Raw genomic sequence first — 17,997 nt, forward strand, 5'->3', positions numbered from 1 at the left:
CAAGAGATCCAACAAGAGGTCTATCGTGCTCAATCGTCTCTCCCTGCGTCTTGCTCCTCGCGTCTCCCTTCCATACCTGGTTCTGCTCTCGGGCATGTGGCTGCCGGCCGCCTCGGCGTATGCCGATGACGCGCCCAACGCGGCGTCGTACTCGCTGTCGCTCAACGCGGGCGTGGCACCGCGCTATCAGGGCGGCAAGCAGTACACCGTGACGGCCGGCCCCGGCTTCCGCGCGGATTTCGGCAACGGCTGGTTCATCGACCCGACCCAGGGCGGTGCGGGCTATGCCATCCGCTTCCTGAACGGCATGTTCGCGTCGGCCGCGCTGTCGTATGACCCGGGCCGCTCCGACACCAACCGCTTCGGCCGCCCCGGCTCGGACTACCTGAAGGGCATGGGCACAGTGAAGGGCTCGCTGCTGGGCGTGTTCACGGTGGGCGGCAAGATCGTCGGCGAGACCACCGCCACCGCTTCGCTGGAAGTGCCGATCACCAACCGCGAGCGCGGCTGGTCCGGCCATATCGACGTGGCAACGCCGCTGGCGAGCTGGGGGACCAGCAAGATCAGCGTGAGCCCGAGCCTGCATTTCGGCTCGCGCAAGTACATGCAGACGTACTTCGGGGTGACGCCGCAGCAGTCGGTCAACAGCGGCTTCGCGCAGTACGACGCGGGCAGCGGTCTGCAGGCCGCTTCGGTAACGGTGGCCTGGACGCACGCCTTCTCGCGCCACTGGGCCATGCAGACGGCGGTCGGCACCACGCGCCTGCTGGGCAACGCCGCCAAGAGCCCGATCGTGCAGAACAAGCAGAGCTACTTTGGCGGCACAGGCGTCGTCTACACGTTCTAAGGTCGCCCCAGCTCAGGCAAGCGCGTCGAGCCACGCCACCGTTTCGCGCCACCACGGCGCACCGGACGACGCGCGGAAGAAGCCCATGTGGCCGACGCCCTTGGCTGGCAGCGCGGCGCCGCCCACCTGCCGGCGCGAGACGCTGGCGGCGGGAAACTGCGCAACCAACGCATCGATGGCGCGGGCAGGCGCCATCGGGTCGTCATCAAAACCCCAGGCAAGCAGCGGCACCGCGAGCCTCGGGTAGCGAGAGGTATCCAGGCCCGTGCGCGGCGCGAACAGGTAACCGCGCTGCCGGGCAAAGCGCGCCCAATCGCCCAGGATGGTGGCCGGAATCGCCATCGGCCCCATCCCAATGGCAGACAGCGGCAACATGCCGCCGCGTACACGCGCCACCGCCAGCGGAATCCGCACGCGCAGCAACCACGCCAACTGCGACCGGCTGAGCAGCCCGCGCCAGGGCCACAGCCGCGCGTTGGCCAGCGACACCGCCACGTGTACCAGCGCATCGGCATGCACGATGTGCGGCGCCAGCCCGGCCAGCTGCCCGCCCGCGCTATGGCCGAGTACCACCAGCTTGCGCCCGCCACAGCCCTCGGGGACGAGCGTGTCATGTACCCACTTGAGCACGGCGTCGATGTCGCGCCGGCCCCAGTCTGCAAAACGCGGCGCAGGTGGCAAATGCTCTGGGCCGGTAGCCAGCGCCTCCCCAATGCCGCGATAGTCGAACGTCACCACCCGCCAGCCGGCCAGGCAGAGCCCGCGGGCAAACGCGCCATAGAACTGGCGCGGCACGCCCAGCGCCGAGCAGATCACCACCGTGCCATGTGCGCCCAGGCCGGGGCTCGTGACAGTCACGGGCAGCGTCCAGCCGTCGGCGGTGCGCACGTGGTCTTCGCGGGTGGGAAGCGCATCGGCGGGGTAATCGATCGATTCGCGCTGCATGGGGCACTCCGCTCGGGGGTGTCGGGGATGCTGGCAGTATGGGCGGCAGGGGTGGCGGTCACAATTACGCGACAGGTAATCGCTGCACCTACCCGACTCTGCTTCAATAGGTGACATGAAACCCGCCCAGACCGCCTCCGCCGACAGTACCGCCGTGCTGGATGACGCCGACGCAGCCCAGACCGGCGCCGAGCCGCCCGAAGCCGCACTGACCCGCTTCCCGCAGCTGCTGCGCTTCTGGCGCACCCGGCGCGGCTACAGCCAGCTGGCCCTGGCGCTGGCAGCAGGGGTGTCGCAACGGCACGTGAGTTTTCTGGAATCGGCGCGTGCGGCGCCCAGCCGCAACATGATCCTGCAACTGGCCGAAGAGCTGAATGTGCCGCTGCGCCATCGCAACCAGATGCTATTGGCCGCCGGCTTTGCGCCCGCGTATCCGGAGCAGGGCCTGACCACGCCGCCTGACGAGACCTCGCCGATGATGCAGGCGGTGCGCCACGCGGTGAAGCTGATCCTCGACAAGCAGGCGCCCTACCCGGCCATCGTGCTCGACCGCTTCTGGCACCTGCTCGACGCCAACGCCGCGCACCGGCGCCTGATGCGCTGGGCCATCGGCGACGACCGCTCGGAGAGCGGGACCGAACGCAACTCGGGCGCCGTCAACATGATGAAGCTGGTGTTCGACCCGACCGGGCTGTGGCCGGCGATCGTGAACCGCGAAGAAGTGGGCCGCTACCTCGCCCGGCGCGTAAGGCAGGAATTTGCCCTGCACGCCATCGACCCGGCCACGCAGCGCTTGCTGCACGACATTCGTGCGCTGCAGCCCGCGCTGTTTGATGCAGCGGAAACACCGCCATCGCCCACGGCAGCTGGCACCGGCGATCCGCTGCCCTTCCTGCCCGTGACCCTGCAGCGCGACGGCGTGACGCTCTCGCTGTTCACCACGCTCACCACGCTGGGCACACCGCGCGATGCGGGGCTGCAGGAAATGCGCATCGAGTGTTTCTATCCGGCGGATGAGGCATCACGCCGGGCGTTGGAGCGTATTACGTTGTAAACGCATACGCGTTGCAACGAGAATCATTCTCATTTATATTGACCGGTCGATTTGTCCCTCACCGGCAGCCACTGCGCTGCCATGTGCCTCATGACCGACCTGTCGCATCCCCCGCTTTCGGCCGAACCCGGCGCCAAACCGACCGCCAACGCCCGGCCGGCCAAAGCCCGCGCCGAACACCCCGCCAACCACCGCGCCACCCTGGTGCGCTGGCTGCGCAAGACACACGGCTGGTTCGGGCTGTGGGGCGCGGTGATCGGGTTGATCTTCGGCGTCTCCGGCATCTGGCTAAACCACCGCGCGGTGCTGAAACTGCCAGTGGCGCAACAGCGCACCAATACGCAGATCGCCTTGCCCGACCCGATGCCCGCCACGCCCGAGGCGATGGGAGCGTGGCTGCAACAAACACTGAACATTCAGGAACCCGCCAACCGCATCCGCGTGGAGAAGGCCAAGCCTGTCGCCTGGGCCGAGCGCCCGGCCAAGGGGGAGGGCCGCAACGAAGGTAAGGAAGGTTCAGGGGACAGCGCCGCCAAGACCGAAGGCGACGCCTCGCGCGACACCGCCAAGCCGTTGATGCAGCCCGAGCAGTGGACCTTCAGCTTCGGCAATGCCACCACGCAAGTTCAGGCCGAGTACTGGGCCGGCAACCGCTCGGTGGCAGTCCGCCAGACCGACAACGGCTTCCTCGCCACGCTCAACAACCTGCACAAGGGCGTCGGCATGACGGTGCCGTGGATTCTGCTGGTGGATACGCTGGCCGGCTGTCTGATCTTCCTGTCGATCTCGGGCCTGTGGCTGTGGGTGCTGACCACCAAGCGGCGCACCGTCGGCTGGACGATCTTCGGGCTGGGGAGCCTGCTGACGCTTGGGCTGATCATCGCCCGGCTGTAACGCTTGCCCGCCTTACGGGCGGTCCACGCTCCGTTCTGTGAGCAGCCGCTGGATCGCCCGCATGCGCGCCCGCACCATCTCGTCGCGGCGCTGCGCCACACAGGTCATCAGGATCTCGATGACCGTCAGATGCACCAAGTACGCCTCGGTGCCTACCCGCATCACCGCATCTTCCGGCACATCCACCGTCAGCGCGATCTGCGCGCGCTCGGCCAGCGGCGTGCCCGCCTGGGTAATGGCGATCACACAGGCGCCCTGCTCCGCCGCATAGGCAATCGACTCCAGCAAATACGGCATGCGCCCCACGTGCGAGAACGCCACCACCACATCCGACGCCCCTAGCGTTGCCGCCGACACCAACTGCAAGTGCGCATCAAAGTAGGCGTTGGACGCCAGCCCCAGCCGCATCAACCGTGACTGCATGTCGTTGGCCATGAACGACGAGGCCGCGCCGGCGGCATAGCAATCGACGCGGCGCGCACGGGCGATGCGTTCTGCAGCGGCGTCGATGTGGGTGGCGGAGAGCGTGTCGCGCAGCCTTGCCAGCGCCCGCGTAGCACCGTCGATGACCTTACTGGCCACCAGCGCGGGCGGATCAGCCCGGCCGACGTGGCCCGGCAGCGTCGGCTGCGCGTGCGCCAGCTCGGCAGCCAGCGTGGCCTTGAACTCGCGCAGGCCCTCGAAGCCGAGCGCCTGGCACATCCGCACAATGGTCGGCATCGACACACCGGCGCGCACGGCCAGTGTCTCCACTGATTGTTCAAGCGACAGCTCCGGCGCCTCCAGGATCAGCCGCGCCACCCCCTGCTGCGCCGGCGAAAGCGCGGGCAACTGGTCACGCAAAGCGTTGAGTACGGGCACGGAGAGCGAAGGCATGGCGGCGAGCGGTCACAGTCGGACAAGAGCGTCGCCAGTGTAGCGGCAGCCCCGTGCCGCACCGCTTGCCCGAGGGAAAACCCCCAAGAATCTGTAAGTCCGCGGTTTACGCACACAGCACAAAGACCGTGCGGCGCCCCAACCCGCGCGGCGTGCGCGGCGCTTTGCCGGTGCGCGCGTAACTTCACCCCTTACAGACACGACTTGCCCGAGAGTCGGCCCCCGAGCCAATCCGGAAACCCATTCCGGCCAACACAACAGTCGTTACGACAATAAGGGAGCCACATGACCACTTCGATCCATTCCATTCCGCTGTCCGCGATCAGACTGACGGCACTGGCGGGCCTGCTTGCCTGCAGTACTGCGCACGCGCAATCCAACGTCACGCTATACGGCGTGATGGAAACCGGCCTGCGCTACAGCACCAACAACGACGCCGCGGGCCACGGCAAGGCAGAAGAAGTCGGCGGCTACTACAGCGGCAGCCGCTTCGGCATTCGCGGGTCGGAAGATCTGGGCAACGGTCTGAAGGCGGTGTTCCACCTGGTCAGCGGTTTCGCACCGGACACGGGCGTGGGCTCGACCAACGACATGGGCCTTGGCGGCTACAAACCCGTCACGCCGGCCACATCGCGCCTGTTCGGGCGTCAGGCCTACGTGGGCTTGGAGGGCGGTTTCGGCTCCCTCACGTTCGGTCGTCAGGAAAACCTGGTCTTCAACACGGCCGGCCAGTACGACGCGCTTTCCATCGGCAACCTGGGGGCGACGGCGTGGCACGTCACCGCCACCGGCGTGCGCATCGACAACGCGGTCAAGTACGTGGGCGATTTCAACGGCTTGCGCCCGGGCGTGATGGTCGGCATGGGCGAACAGGCGGGTGCGTTCTCCGCCGGCAACTACAGCGCGCTGTCGCTCAACTACGCCAGCGGCCCGGTCACCGTGGGCGGCGCGTGGGAACAGCAGAAGGACCTGCTGTCCGTCGCCACCCGCACGTGGACGACGGGCGGCAGCGTACAGGTCGGTGCCGCCAAGCTGATGCTCGGCTACATCAACTACCGCGACGGCACGCCCACCAAGAACGACCTGATCCTGGGCGGCGTGAAGTACGACTTCAGCGGGCAATACAACCTGGTAGTGGGCGGCATGGCCACGCGCCAGCGTGACCCCGACGGCCTGCGCTACACGGCCTACGCGATCATGAATTACGTGGCCAGCAAGCGAACCTGGCTGTACGTCGGCCTGGACTACACCCACCAGAAAGATGCCGGCACCGTACTGGCCGCAGCACTGCCGAAGGCATCGCAGACCGGCGTGATGGTCGGCATGCGTCACGGGTTCTAAAACCAGGCAACGGCCAAGCAAACCAACCCGGCGCCAACACCCGCGCCCAGACGGTGTGGCCGTACCCTGCCCTAGATGGCGCCTTGAATTTCTGTAAGCGGGCGGAAAAAAGACGGGGAACTGTCTGAGCGAAGCGAGTTTTCCCCGTCTCCGCCCGGTTACAGAAATTCAAGGGGAAGTCGCCATCTCGGGCGCGCCTCTCTTTGCTTACTTTCTCTGGCAAGACAGAGAAAGTAAGTCGGCCCCAGCAGGGGACGAAACAGCAGCAAACCACCAACGCCGTTAAGCAGGTGCACTCGCAGGCGGCTCATTGGAAGCAGGCGATACCCTCTCCCCACCCACCTGCGTCATCCACTGCTCAAACGCCGGCGACGTCCGCAACACCGTAGCCGGCGTCGCCAACGGCATCTTCGCCGCATCAAACGCATCCTTGAGCACAACGTTGAACGCGCGCAGCACCTCGGCCTGCTTCTGCGGCAGCGTCTTGAAGCGCCCCTTGACGATCATCGCGCCGCCATTGCTGCTATCAAAACGGTCCAGCCCAAACACCTCGGCCCCACCCAGCAGGGTGTAGGCAAAGCGCGGCTCGCCGGCAATCTGGTCGGCGGCCGTGCGCACGAGGTCGATGGCCTTCTGCGGGTCGGCATCCATGGCAACACGCACCTCAAAGTCAGCAAACGAATAGTCACGCGAGAGGTTGCGCACCGTCTTGATCTGGCTGAACGGAATCGAATGGATCGCCCCCGTGCCATCGCGCAGTCGCACCGTGCGGATGGTCAGGCTGATGACCGTGCCGGTGGCCACACCCACATCCACCGTATCGCCCACGCTGATGGTGTCTTCCATCAGGATGAAGATGCCGGTAATCAGATCCTGCGCCAGTGACTGCGCACCAAAGCCCACCGCCAGACCGATCACCCCGGCACCCGCCACCAGCGGCGTCACGTTCACACCCAGGTTGGCCAGCACGCCAATGGCGGCCGTCACGATCAGCGCGACTTTCAGGCCGTTGCGCAGCAGCGGCAGAATGGTGCGCGCACGTGTGCTGGGCTGCGCGCGCGACGTGGCCGGAGACAGCGCCCGCAGGATCGCCGTATCGAGCAGGATCCACGCAAGCCATGTGGCGAACACCGTGCTGATCAGCCCGGCCATCGCGTCAGCAATGCGGCGTCCGTTGACCGAGCTGTGCGTCACCTCCACCAGCGTGTGGCCCCACACACGCAGCACCAGTTCTGCAAAGACGATCCAGATGCCGAGCTGCACCAGCGCCGCGAAGAAATGCTTGAGCCGCTCCACATACGGCGACGTGCGCGTGAGCCGCAAGTGCGAGCGCCAGCTCGCGCGCGGGCGCACCACCGCCGTCAGGAAGAACGCCGCCACCAGCAACAGCGAGGTCATCACCGCACGGCGCGAGATGGCATCCACGTTGTCGGGCATGGTGAGCGTGGCCGCCACCGTCACGCCCGCCAGCACCACCACCGGCACCGGCCACAGCGCGGCAATCAACCGACGGAGCTCGTTGCCGGCGTGCTCGCCCTGACGCTGTTCCAGCGGCCGGTTGGTGATCAACTGACCGATCGGGCGCCGCACCCAGAGCGCGCCCACTGCCAGCATGATCGACGACACCGCATTGCAGATGGTCGACAGCAGCAGGCTGAGCGCACCGCCCAGCATCAGCGCCACGCGCGGGTCCAGCAGGGCATCACCGCAGGCACCCAGGCTGGCCGTCAGGAAGATCGGCCACATGCCGTGCTTGAGCAGGTACTCCACGGCCACACGCCGGTGCGCACTGCCGGCAAACAGCGAGAACAACATCGCCACGCCCGCCATGATGATCGCGCCCCACACGATGGCGTACGCCAGCACCACCGCCAGCACAAAGCCCGGCGTGGCCTCGTGCTCCCATCGCATCAGCACGGCAAACGACACGGCCCACGGGCCGATCTTGCGTAGCGCATCGACGAACAGTGCACGCGTGGTGGGGTGAGCGCCAAGCCCGGCCTTGATGCCGAGCAGGCGACGCAGCAACCAGCCCAAGCCGAGCAGTCCACCGGCAATGCCTGCCCACACCGCAACCGTGCCGGCAAAGTCAGTCACCACGCTCATGCGCCGCTCCGGTGCGGCGAGCAGGCTGGCGTTGCCGCTGGCGGCCTCGATACGGCGCAGCCAGTAGCGCGGCGCGCCGGCTTCCACGTCGGCCTCAACCGAGCCGTTTTCGATAAGCGAGGCCACCGCGCCGAGCAGCCCCGGCGCCTGCTCGGCCTGCGCCTTCTGTTGCGCGGTCACACCGTCACGCAACTGCTTGAGTTCCCCCACCAGCGCGGCGCGCTGCTGATCGTTGTCGAGCAGCGTGATGACGGCATCGAGCGATTCGCGCGTCTGTGCAGGGGTGGCCGCCGGCGCGGAGGCGCTGCTCTCAGCAGCAGATAGCTTGGTCAGCTTGGAGAACGACACCGGCGCGGCATGCACCACATTTGGCGCAGCGCCCAGTGTCAGGAGAAACAACGCGAGCAGCGACAGCCGCCGCGTCAACAACAGGAATTGGGTGCGCATGATGAGGAAAGCGATCGTGCAGACACAGAACACTGCACCATACCCGAATTCCCTCGCGCTGCACCCGTTGGCGCGGCGTGCGCCAGCTTAACGCTTGGCGCCGGGCGGCAGGGGCGCACGCCGCCACAGCCAGGTGGCGGTGCCCAGCGCGCAGAGCATCAGCGCCGTCACCAGCGCCACCACACCGGGCCAACCCCACAGCGCATACAGCTTGCCGCCCGCCGTGCCGATCAAGCTGGACCCAAGGTAGTACGCCAACAGATACAGCGCCGCAGCCTGCCCCTTGGCCCGCTGCGCACGGCGCCCCACCCAGCCGCTGGCCACCGCGTGCGCACCAAAGAAGCCGAAGGTCAGCAGCGCAATCCCGCCAATCACCAGCACCAGCGGTGCAGCCAGCGTCAGCAGAACGCCAGTTGACATCAACGCCGTGCCTGTCAGCAGCATGCGGCCGCGGCCGTGCCGATCGGCCATGCGCCCGAACCATGCAGACGCCACGATGCCCAGCAGGTACACCATGAAGATGCCGCCAAGCGCCGTCTGGCTCAGGGAATACGGCGCGTCGAGCAGGTGGAAGCTCGCGTAGTTGTAGATCGTGACGAAGCCGCCCATCAGCAGAAAGCCCATGGTGAACAGCGCGCGCAGGCCAGGCTCGCGCAAATGCGCGGCGAGCGTATCGAGCAAGTCGCCAAGCGCCACGCCCTTGCGCGGCACAAAACGGCGTGACGGCGGCAGCAGCCAGATGAAAACCAGCGCAGCCACCAGGCACAGCGCGCCGGTCACACCCATGGCGATGCGCCAGCCCGTGTGGTCCGCCACCACGCCAGTCAACACGCGACCGGCCATCCCGCCGAAAGCCGTGCCGCCCACGTACAGGCCCATCGCCATCCCCAGGCCTTGCGGGTGCACCTCTTCAGCCAGGTACGCCATCGCCACGGCCGGCACACCGCCCAGCACGATACCCAGCAACGCACGCGTGACCAGCAGGTCATGCCAGCCTGGCAGCACTGCCGCCAACAGCGTGAGCCCGGAAGACAGCACCAGCGACCCGCCCATCAACGTCTTGCGGTGGATCGACTCCGACAGCAGCCCCGCGAACAGAATCGCAAACGCCAGCAACAGCGTCGACACCGACAGCACAAGGCTCGTCTGCGCGGGCGTGAGGCCAAAGTCGTGCGCCAGCAGCGGCATCAACGGTTGCACGCAATACAGCAGGGAGAAGGTGGAGAAGCCCGCGGCAAACAGCGCGAGATTGGCGCGCAGATAGCCGGGATGCCCCCGGACTAGCCAGCGGGACGGATCGGCGGGTTCGATGGCGGGCACCGCGGCGGGCGCGCTGGAAGACGGGGCGGTCACAGCAGGGGAATGGGGAACACGCGCAAAAGCAACCACCTATTATCGTTTGCAGCGACCTTTTCTGCTGCGATGCGTCACGCAGCGCCGCCTGCTCTCTTCTGCCCGACCATGGAAACCACGCTCTACTACTGGCCCGAGATCCAGGGCCGCGGTGAATTCATCCGCCTCGCGCTCGAACAGGCCGCCGTGCCGTACGCCGACCTCGGCCGCGAAGACGAGGCCGCCATCGAAACGTTCCTCGACGATGCCGGCATCATCACACCGCCCTTCGCGCCGCCCTTTCTGGTGGCTGGCGAACTGGTGATCGCGCAAACGGCCAACATCCTGCTCTACCTGGGCCAGCACTACGGCCTGGCGCCGCAGGACGAGGCCGGCGGCCTATGGACGCACAGCCTGCAACTCACCATTGCCGACTTCGTGGTGGAGATTCACGACACGCACCACCCGATTGCCTCCTGCGAGTACTACGAAGACCAGCAGACCGAAGCGCTGCGCCGCGCACAGGATTTCCTGACCCACCGCGCGCCCAAGTTCCTGCATTACTTCGAGCGCGTGCTCGATCGCAATCCCGCCGGCCCGACCTGGGCGGTGCGTGATGCACTCACCTACGTGGATTTGTCGCTGTTCCAGATCGTGGCAGGGCTGCGCTATGCGTTTCCGCGTCACATGCAGCGCTATGAACGCACGCTGCCGCATCTCGCCGCACTGCATGACCGCGTGGCCGCGCAGCCGAACATTGCGGCGTATCTGCAATCGCCACGGCGCATTCCGTTCAATACGATGGGCATCTTCCGCCACTACCCGGAACTCGATGCGCTGAAATGACAAACCCGGCGCCAGGCCGGGTTCTATCCAACACATGGTGCGCATCTGCGCACTCGCGCAGCACTTACACCCCGATGGGCTGATCCACGTGGCCGAGGCAGAAGCCGCGATGGTCGTGATGCGTGCACATCGGCATGACCTCGTAGCCGGCGGCGCGCAGCAGCACCGCGCGAGCAGCCACCTCGACCGGGGGCAGGGGCTGCCCGGTTTCGGTGTCACGCACCAGCCTGCCGAGTTGGGCAAACGGCTGGCGCAGCAGATGGTCCAGATCCAGCGAACCGCAGTACCGCATCACATCACCACCTAGAAAACGCCTGCGCAGGCCGGCACGACAAGGCCGGTGCGCACAGGTCACATCGATTCGTGCGCCAACTCGGTTTGCACGACCAGCGTCTCGCGCATGCGCGCATAGGCAGCGCGTTGCGCCCAGATGGCATCCGTCAACGCGGCGATCAATGCCTCGCGCGGCAAACTCTCGGGCGACACACCAAACTGCTGCCGTACGGTAGATAGCGCCTCCGTCACTTCACTGCGCCATCGGCGGCTCGACTCACTGCTGACTTGCTGGGTCATGTTGTTCTCGTTGGTCGGTTGTAGCGCGGAGGGCGGCGGGCTTAAGCCCACTCTGACCGTGCTGGAGAAGGGATTGGCGGAATGGGTTCCGCTCTTGCCCATGAGAACGGCAGGTGGGACTGAAACTTGATTGCCACGGCGAGGGGTTAGCACCCACCCTCCCCCGAGCGGGCTCCCCTATTCGCGCAGCAACTTCGCCACCTTTGACCCCGTGAGCGGACGCGTGATCACAGAGAAAGGGCTGGAGCAGTTGCGCTTTGATCCAGCCAAGGCGCAGCCGGCCAACGCGGCCGACCCGTGCCGTTAGTCGGCGCTCAGCACGCGCAGGCGGACGAGGCCATCCCAGCGGGCCTGCAGCGCCGCGGCGATGCGAGCGCGCTCAGCGGCCAGCGCGGGCGGCAGGATCAGGTCCATCTCGACCGCGCCATCCACGTAATGCAGCACGCAGTGGCGAGCATCGAGCAGCGAGCCGGCCGGCAGCAGTTGGGCCAGCGCAGCTTGCAGCGCATCGCGGTCAGGCAACGGCAGCGGATCGGTGGAAACACGCTCACGCGGGTCAACGTGGATCTGCACGTCGAGCACCGCCATGGCGGTGTGTGCGGCCAGCACGCTGGCGCGGGCACGCACGGCGATGGCATGGCCTTCGCTGACCGACACACGCGGGTCCACTTCGATATGCGCATCCACCAGAGCCTGGTCCCCCGTCACGCGCGTGCGCAGGTCGTGCACGCTGAGCACACCCGGCGTAGCTGCCAGGCTTGCGCGGATGTCCTGTACCTCTGAGGGCGGCAGCGCGCGGTCCATCAGATCGTTGAGCGCCTCCCACGCGAAGCGCAGGCCGACGCGGCCGATCATCAGCCCCACCACGACGGCGGCCAATGGATCCAGCCAGTGGTAGCCCATCAGGTTGCCCGCCACGCCCACCGCTGCCACCAGTGACGACACCGCATCGGAGCGCGCATGCCACGCATTGGCAATCAGCATGCGCGAGCCAATGCGCTTGGCCACGGCCAGCATGTAGCGGAACAGCCCTTCCTTGGCGGCCAGCGCAATCAGCGCCACCACCAGCGCCAAGCCGTGCACCGGCGCCGGCCCCTGCGGCGAGCGCAGGCTGTCCACGGCCGCCCAGATCATGCCCGCACCGGCCGCCACCAAGAGCAGGCCCAACCCGAGCGACGCCGCGTTTTCGTAGCGCGCGTGACCGTACTGGTGGTCTTCGTCCGGCCCCTTGTGGCTGTTGCGGTTGGCGATGAAGACGATGCCGTCGGCAATCAGGTCCGACAGCGTGTGCAGACCGTCCGCCACCAGCCCCTGCGAGTGCGACCACAGCCCAGCCGCAATCTGCCCCGCCGAGAGCAGGCAATTGACCCCCGCGCTCACGAGTGTGGAACGTTCAGCGCTCTGCTGGCGCGTGGCAGCCGATGGAGTGGTGGGCAGGTTGGGCGTCATGGCAATTGACAGATTTGGAGCGCGTGCATTGTGCCATGTACAGCGGTACGCCTTCGAGTCAGACGCGCAACCACGTTTGTGACATGTCTTAACGAATTTGCACCAGAAGTGAGCAGATAGCGGCGCATTAATAAGACTTTTCCGATTTTCCCTCGTAGCTGCTTCAGCGATTCTCAGCAATGCGGCAAACAGGTTGCCGCACGTTACGCGCCCTGGAGACTTGTTGATATGCAGCCCCCCATCCAACTCGTGATTGCAGATGACCACCCTGGCGTGGTGGCTGCGGTGCGGCACCTCGTTTCGCGGGTCGACGGCTTCGAGGTGGTGGGAGAAGCCGGCAGCGCCGACGAACTGCTCGCGGTGCTCGGTCGCGTGCGCTGCGACATCGCCATCACCGACTACGCCATGCCTGGCAGCCGCTACGGCGACGGCATCGTCCTGCTCGAATTCCTCGCGCGCCGGCATCCGGACCTGCGCATCATGGTGCTGACCATGCTGGAGACGCGCGCCCTGATGAGCAACATCCTGCGCGCCGGCATCAAGGTCATCGTCAGCAAGGCTGACGAGCCGCGCCACATTCTCGAAGGCGTGCGCGCCGCACTGAGCGACCGCATCTATCTCTCGCCGCAACTCGACGCCCAGCTCATCCGCCGCACGGTCGCACCGGAGCCGGCCGAGAACGACCCAATCAACCTGCTCGGCAAGCGTGAGCTGGAAGTGCTGCGCATGTACGTGACCGGCATGACGGTCAGCGAGATTGCTGTGCGGCTGAACCGCAGCGTCAAGACCATCAGCGCGCAAAAGCAGGCCGGCATGCGCAAGCTTGCGCTGACCACCGAAGCCGCGCTGTTCGACTTTGCCGTGCGGCACGGCTTGCTTGGCACCGCCGAGGGTTAAGTCATGAGCTGGCGCGTGAGGTTCTCCCCCTTGTCGCCCCTGGCGCGGCTGCGCTTGGGCATCGGTGCAGGCCTGCTGGCCTGTGCGGTAGCGCTTGCCTGGCTGAGCAGCGCGGACGAAGCCCATGCGGAGGATGCAGCCCAGGCTGTCCAGCTCTTCCATCAGATGCCGTCCAAGCTCACCGTGGGTGTCATCGGTGAATCGATGATGCCGCTTGAAGGCGTGGCGGGTGACAAGCTCACCGGCTTTTCGGGTGACCTGCTGAGGCAACTGCTGCCGCAGGACCGCGTGCGGATCGTGCCACGCGTGTTCAGCCGTCGCGACGAGCTGCTCAACGCCGCGTGCCGAGGCGAGGTCGACATCATCATGAGCGTGGTACCACGCTCGCAGTACGACCGCTGCCTGGAGTATTCCGCCCCCTATCTGGAGCGTGCGACCGCCGTGGTTGCCCGCAACGACAGCACTCGGGTTGCACAGGACCCCTTCTTCACGGATGCACGGATCGCGGTCGAACAGGGGTCGCCTCTTGTGGAAGAACTGCCGCGTCAGTACCCGAAAATCCGCGTGCAGACCACGCCCACCGCCACCGATGCGCTCGACGCCGTGCTGCGTGGTACGGCGGATGCTTACGTCGGCATCACCTACCCAACGCGTGAGCTGATGCTGCAACCGCGCTACCGGCCATTGTCGATCGTGCAACTCGTCAATCAGCAAGTTGATGCGCTGCACTTTGCGGCACCTCGCGAGCGTGCTGTGCTCGTCCGCTACCTCGACCGCCACCTCGCGCAGTTGCCGGACGCGGCCATGAGTGACCTGCGCGCACGCTGGATCACGCAGGGCGGCGTTTCAACGACGACCCTGCCGCAGTCGGTCAAAGAACGCGCCATGCTGGCATCGCTGCCACCGCTGCGCTACGCCGCCGATCCCGACTACATGCCCTACAGCTTCAACGATGCGCGCGGCGAGTTGCAGGGCATCCTGCCCGAGTACCTGAGCTTTCTGTCGCGTACGCTTGGCCTGCGCTTCGAGCGTGTACCGGTGCAGGATTGGGCCGACGCGCTCGCCAAGGCGCGTGCTGGCGAGGTCGATATTCTGCTCGGCCTGTCCGACCAGGATAGCCGCCCACCCGGCTTCATCCTCAGCCAGGCCATTGATGCAACACCCATGGTCGTCGTCGGGCGCAGCGACGCGCTGACGGTGGCCGCGTTGCCCGAGCTCGCAGGCAAGACGGTCGCCCTGCCGCGCAGCGATACGCTGGCCGAAGTGCTGCGCCAGAACATACCGAGAATCCGCGTCGTCACCGCCGTCTCGCCCAGCGACGCGCTCTCTCAGGTCGCCACGGGTCAGGCCGACTTCACCATCGCCAATCTGCCGGTGGTGGACGCGCTGATCCGTCACCACTTTCCGGGCGAGCTGAAGGTCACCGGCTCGGCCAACCTGACGGAGAGCATCGGCGTGGGTGTGTCGGCGCGCTATGCGGCACTCGCACCCCTCTTCAACCGTGCACTGTTTGCCATGCCCGAGGGGGAGCAGGTCAGCATTCGCAACAAGTGGCTGTCCGTCAGCTATCAGCTGGGTCCATCGGCTTCCGCTGTGTTGTCCAAGTTCGGGCCGGCGGCGACGCTTGTGCTGCTCGCTGTGGTGGCGCTGGTCATCAAGCAATGGCAGTTGCGCCGGGAGAACCGGCAACGTCGATTGGCCGAAGAAACACTCGCCCGCCAGTTGAATTTCCAGCGGGCGCTGATGGAGTCCGTGCCCTTTCCACTGGCTGCCAAGGACGCTCAACATCACTACGTGGCCGTCAATGCCGCCTTCTGCAGCATGTTCGGCCACCCGCGCGAAGCGCTACTGGGGCGCACGCCCGGCGAACTCGGCATGTATTCGGCCAAGAATATGGCCCACCTGTCCGACATCAACCGGCGCGCCCTGGAGACAGACGAAAGCACGCGCGAAGAGATCATCATCACCACGCCCGACGGGCAATCGCGCAACGTGCTGTACTGGGTCGAGCCCTTCCATCTGCGCGAAGGCCAACCTGGCGGCATCATCACCTCGGTGGTCGACATCAGCGAGATTCGCGAGGCTCAGGCGCGCGCCGAGCGCCTGGAACGGCGCCTGCGCGAGGTGACGGAATCGCTGCCGGCGCTGGTCTATCAATTCGAACTGCAACCTGGGGAATCCCAGGGCCGCGGCACCTATGTGGCCGGCAAAGCGTACGAAACCCTGGGTGTGCGCACGGACAACGTGCTGGAGTACCTGTCCACGCCCGAACTTCTGATCCACGAAGATGACCGGGAACGCATGCTGGAAGCGGTACGCATTTCTGCGCAGCAGTTGACGCCGTTCGATCAGCAGTTCCGCCATGTCTGCGACGACGGCTCGATCCGTTGGCTGCATGCGCGCTCGAACCCGCGCCAGGAAGCGGACGGCCGCACCGTCTGGAATGGCTACATGAGCGATGTCACCGTCGAGCGCGAACAGGCCGATGCACTGCAAGCCGCCAAGAACGCGGCCGAGTCGGCGTTGCTGGCCAAGGACCGTTTCCTGGCGATGATGAGCCACGAGATCCGCACGCCCATGAACGGCGTGCTGGGGCTGGTCGAGCTGTTGCAGCAGACCAAGCTGGAGGGCGAACAGAAGCAGATGGTGTCGCTGGTGCAGGATTCCGGCCGCGCGCTGCTGCACATCCTGGACGACATCCTCGACTACGCCAAGATCGAGGCCGGGCGCCTGGACATCCTGCCTGTGGACACGGATCTGCGAGAGCTGTTCGACGGTACGGTCGGCCTGTTGGCCAGTCGTGCGCATGAGAAATCGCTGGCGGTGCACGTGGACGTGGCGGCCAACGTGCCGGCCACAGTGTCGGTCGACAGCGTGCGCGTGCGGCAGGTGCTGTTCAACCTGCTCTCCAACGCCATCAAGTTCACGGATCGGGGCAGCATCAGCCTCAGGGCCGAATGCACCCGCGTTGACGACGGTGCCGCGCAGATCGCCATCCACGTCACCGACACGGGCATCGGCATCACGCCCGAGGTGCAGGCCACGCTGTTCGCACCGTTCGTACAGGCCGAGCGCTCAACCACGCGCAACTACGGCGGCACCGGCCTGGGCCTGGCGATCTCGCGCCAGCTTGCCGGGCTGATGGGCGGCACGCTCGACATGAGCAGCGCCCCTGGGCGCGGCACGACCATCACGCTGCGGTTGCCGGTGCCGGTCGTGGCGGCCCGCTATGCGCTGCCGCAACTGGCAGGCCGCAGCGTCGCCATTGACGTGGACTCGGCCATCGATCAACGCTGCCTCGCGCAATTTGCCGAGGCGGCTGGACTGCGCATCACGTCGGATGCCCGTGCGGACATTGTCTTCACCACATCGCAGCAGGCGCAGCCGGGGGCCATCCGCGTGACGCGCGAGGTGCGCTACGCCAAGCGCGGTGCCGTCCTGAGCGTCAATCCGTTGAGCTGGCTCGCGTTCCTGCACGCCTGCGAACGTGCCCTGCCCCAACCGGAGGCAGCCAAACCGGCCAGTACGCCAGCGGTACCCGCACCGCTCGCGATGCCCAACCAAGCGCTGGGCGCGCACATCCTGGTGGCCGAAGACCACCCGATCAACCGCGAGCTGATCGCCAAGCAACTGCGGTTGCTCGGATACCGCGTCACGCTGGCTGAAGACGGCATCGCCGCACTCGAACGCCTGCGCGAAGGCCATTTCGATGCGCTGGTGACCGACTGCCACATGCCGCGCATGGACGGATTCGACTTGGCCGCGCACATCCGCAAGGCGGAACAGGAACGCGCGGACGGATCGCGCCTGCCCATCATCGCCATCACCGCCACCACACTGGCCGAAGAACATGCACGCTGCCGCGTCGTTGGCATGGATGGCAGCCTGCTCAAACCGACCACACTGGCCACCTTGCAGGAAGCGCTATCGGCACTCTGGCCGGCCGCGCCAGGCCCCGAGGACGCGCCCGACGCGGGCGCTGCAGCAGACGACGACGCCTTCGCCGTGTCGCTCGACGATTTGCAGCGCTCGCTGGGCGCAGGGCCGGCCACAGATGGGTTGGTCGAGATCTTCCTGACGTCGCTGGATGACGATGCGCAGCAGTTGCGTCCATTGCTGAAAACCGCCAACCGTAACGCCCTACGCCAATGGGTACACCGCACGGGAGGCGCCCTGGCCTTGCTGCGCAGCCCCTTCGTCGATGCCGAAATGCAGGCCTTTCGCCATGCCATCCACAGCGCAGCCGACGCCGACTTGCGCACGGCAGGCGAGCGTGTGAGGCGATTGCTCGCGCACCTTCAGCGGTTGATGGCAACACTCGAAACCGCCAACCAAGGCGTTGTGCACCGCACGCAAGTGACGGATTCATAAGGAAAATCCGTTTCAAGCG

The 17,997-nt window shown here is 66.4% G+C and carries 14 protein-coding genes; 7 read left to right on the top strand and 7 right to left on the bottom strand.

What is annotated here, in order from left to right:
* Positions 1 to 25: 25 nt before the first annotated feature.
* Positions 26 to 847, top strand: coding sequence for a MipA/OmpV family protein (locus F7R11_RS00105; protein ID WP_238500842.1), 822 nt, complete (start codon positions 26 to 28; stop codon positions 845 to 847).
* Positions 848 to 859: 12 nt separating this feature from the next.
* Here the strand turns inward: F7R11_RS00105 and F7R11_RS00110 are convergent, their stop codons facing one another.
* Positions 860 to 1,792 carry an alpha/beta hydrolase family protein gene (locus F7R11_RS00110; protein ID WP_104577621.1) on the bottom strand — a complete coding sequence of 311 codons (933 nt, stop codon included), beginning with the start codon at positions 1,790 to 1,792 and terminating at the stop codon, positions 860 to 862.
* Positions 1,793 to 1,907: 115 nt separating this feature from the next.
* Here F7R11_RS00110 and F7R11_RS00115 point away from each other — a divergent pair, with 115 nt between their 5' ends.
* Together F7R11_RS00115 and F7R11_RS00120 are read left to right on the top strand one after the other, a co-directional pair.
* Positions 1,908 to 2,846: a helix-turn-helix domain-containing protein gene (locus F7R11_RS00115; RefSeq protein ID WP_208636675.1), complete on the top strand. Its 939-nt coding sequence runs from the start codon at positions 1,908 to 1,910 to the stop codon at positions 2,844 to 2,846.
* A 90-nt stretch (positions 2,847 to 2,936) separates the two neighbouring features.
* A complete protein-coding gene (locus tag F7R11_RS00120; RefSeq protein WP_104577695.1) occupies positions 2,937 to 3,740 on the top strand; it encodes a PepSY-associated TM helix domain-containing protein in 804 nt (267 codons plus the stop codon).
* Positions 3,741 to 3,752: 12 nt separating this feature from the next.
* Here F7R11_RS00120 and F7R11_RS00125 read toward each other — a convergent pair whose 3' ends face one another.
* The gene (locus F7R11_RS00125) at positions 3,753 to 4,616 is read right to left on the bottom strand and encodes a MurR/RpiR family transcriptional regulator (protein ID WP_104577623.1); all 864 of its coding nucleotides are present in this window, start codon (positions 4,614 to 4,616) and stop codon (positions 3,753 to 3,755) included.
* A gap of 285 nt (positions 4,617 to 4,901) precedes the next feature.
* Between F7R11_RS00125 and F7R11_RS00130 the strand changes: the two genes are divergently transcribed.
* A complete protein-coding gene (locus F7R11_RS00130) occupies positions 4,902 to 5,957 on the top strand; it encodes a porin (protein WP_104577624.1) in 1,056 nt (351 codons plus the stop codon).
* A gap of 282 nt (positions 5,958 to 6,239) precedes the next feature.
* Here the strand turns inward: F7R11_RS00130 and F7R11_RS00140 are convergent, their stop codons facing one another.
* On the bottom strand, positions 6,240 to 8,510 hold the full coding sequence (locus tag F7R11_RS00140; protein WP_064805504.1) for a mechanosensitive ion channel family protein: 2,271 nt from the start codon (positions 8,508 to 8,510) through the stop codon (positions 6,240 to 6,242).
* Between the two features lie 87 nt (positions 8,511 to 8,597).
* On the bottom strand, positions 8,598 to 9,863 hold the full coding sequence (locus tag F7R11_RS00145; RefSeq protein ID WP_064805506.1) for an MFS transporter: 1,266 nt from the start codon (positions 9,861 to 9,863) through the stop codon (positions 8,598 to 8,600).
* Between the two features lie 108 nt (positions 9,864 to 9,971).
* On the opposite strand from F7R11_RS00145, the gene F7R11_RS00150 reads away from it, so the two are divergent.
* Positions 9,972 to 10,688, top strand: coding sequence for a glutathione S-transferase (locus F7R11_RS00150; RefSeq protein WP_064805508.1), 717 nt, complete (start codon positions 9,972 to 9,974; stop codon positions 10,686 to 10,688).
* A gap of 64 nt (positions 10,689 to 10,752) precedes the next feature.
* On the opposite strand, the gene F7R11_RS00155 is transcribed toward F7R11_RS00150, so the two are convergent.
* From F7R11_RS00155 to F7R11_RS00165, 3 genes are all read right to left on the bottom strand, one after another.
* On the bottom strand, positions 10,753 to 10,980 hold the full coding sequence (locus tag F7R11_RS00155; RefSeq protein WP_021197313.1) for a hypothetical protein: 228 nt from the start codon (positions 10,978 to 10,980) through the stop codon (positions 10,753 to 10,755).
* Between the two features lie 59 nt (positions 10,981 to 11,039).
* Positions 11,040 to 11,261 carry a hypothetical protein gene (locus F7R11_RS00160; RefSeq protein ID WP_064805510.1) on the bottom strand — a complete coding sequence of 74 codons (222 nt, stop codon included), beginning with the start codon at positions 11,259 to 11,261 and terminating at the stop codon, positions 11,040 to 11,042.
* Between the two features lie 303 nt (positions 11,262 to 11,564).
* Entirely contained in the window at positions 11,565 to 12,710 is a 1,146-nt protein-coding gene (locus F7R11_RS00165; RefSeq protein WP_064805512.1) for a cation diffusion facilitator family transporter, read from the bottom strand.
* Between the two features lie 228 nt (positions 12,711 to 12,938).
* Between F7R11_RS00165 and F7R11_RS00170 the strand changes: the two genes are divergently transcribed.
* Together F7R11_RS00170 and F7R11_RS00175 are read left to right on the top strand one after the other, a co-directional pair.
* The gene (locus F7R11_RS00170) at positions 12,939 to 13,607 is read left to right on the top strand and encodes a response regulator (RefSeq protein ID WP_021197310.1); all 669 of its coding nucleotides are present in this window, start codon (positions 12,939 to 12,941) and stop codon (positions 13,605 to 13,607) included.
* Between the two features lie 15 nt (positions 13,608 to 13,622).
* The gene (locus F7R11_RS00175) at positions 13,623 to 17,978 is read left to right on the top strand and encodes an ATP-binding protein (protein ID WP_231973115.1); all 4,356 of its coding nucleotides are present in this window, start codon (positions 13,623 to 13,625) and stop codon (positions 17,976 to 17,978) included.
* Positions 17,979 to 17,997: the final 19 nt, after the last annotated feature.

Origin of the sequence: Ralstonia insidiosa (genome assembly GCF_008801405.1) — a bacterium.
Taxonomy (GTDB): domain Bacteria; phylum Pseudomonadota; class Gammaproteobacteria; order Burkholderiales; family Burkholderiaceae; genus Ralstonia; species Ralstonia insidiosa.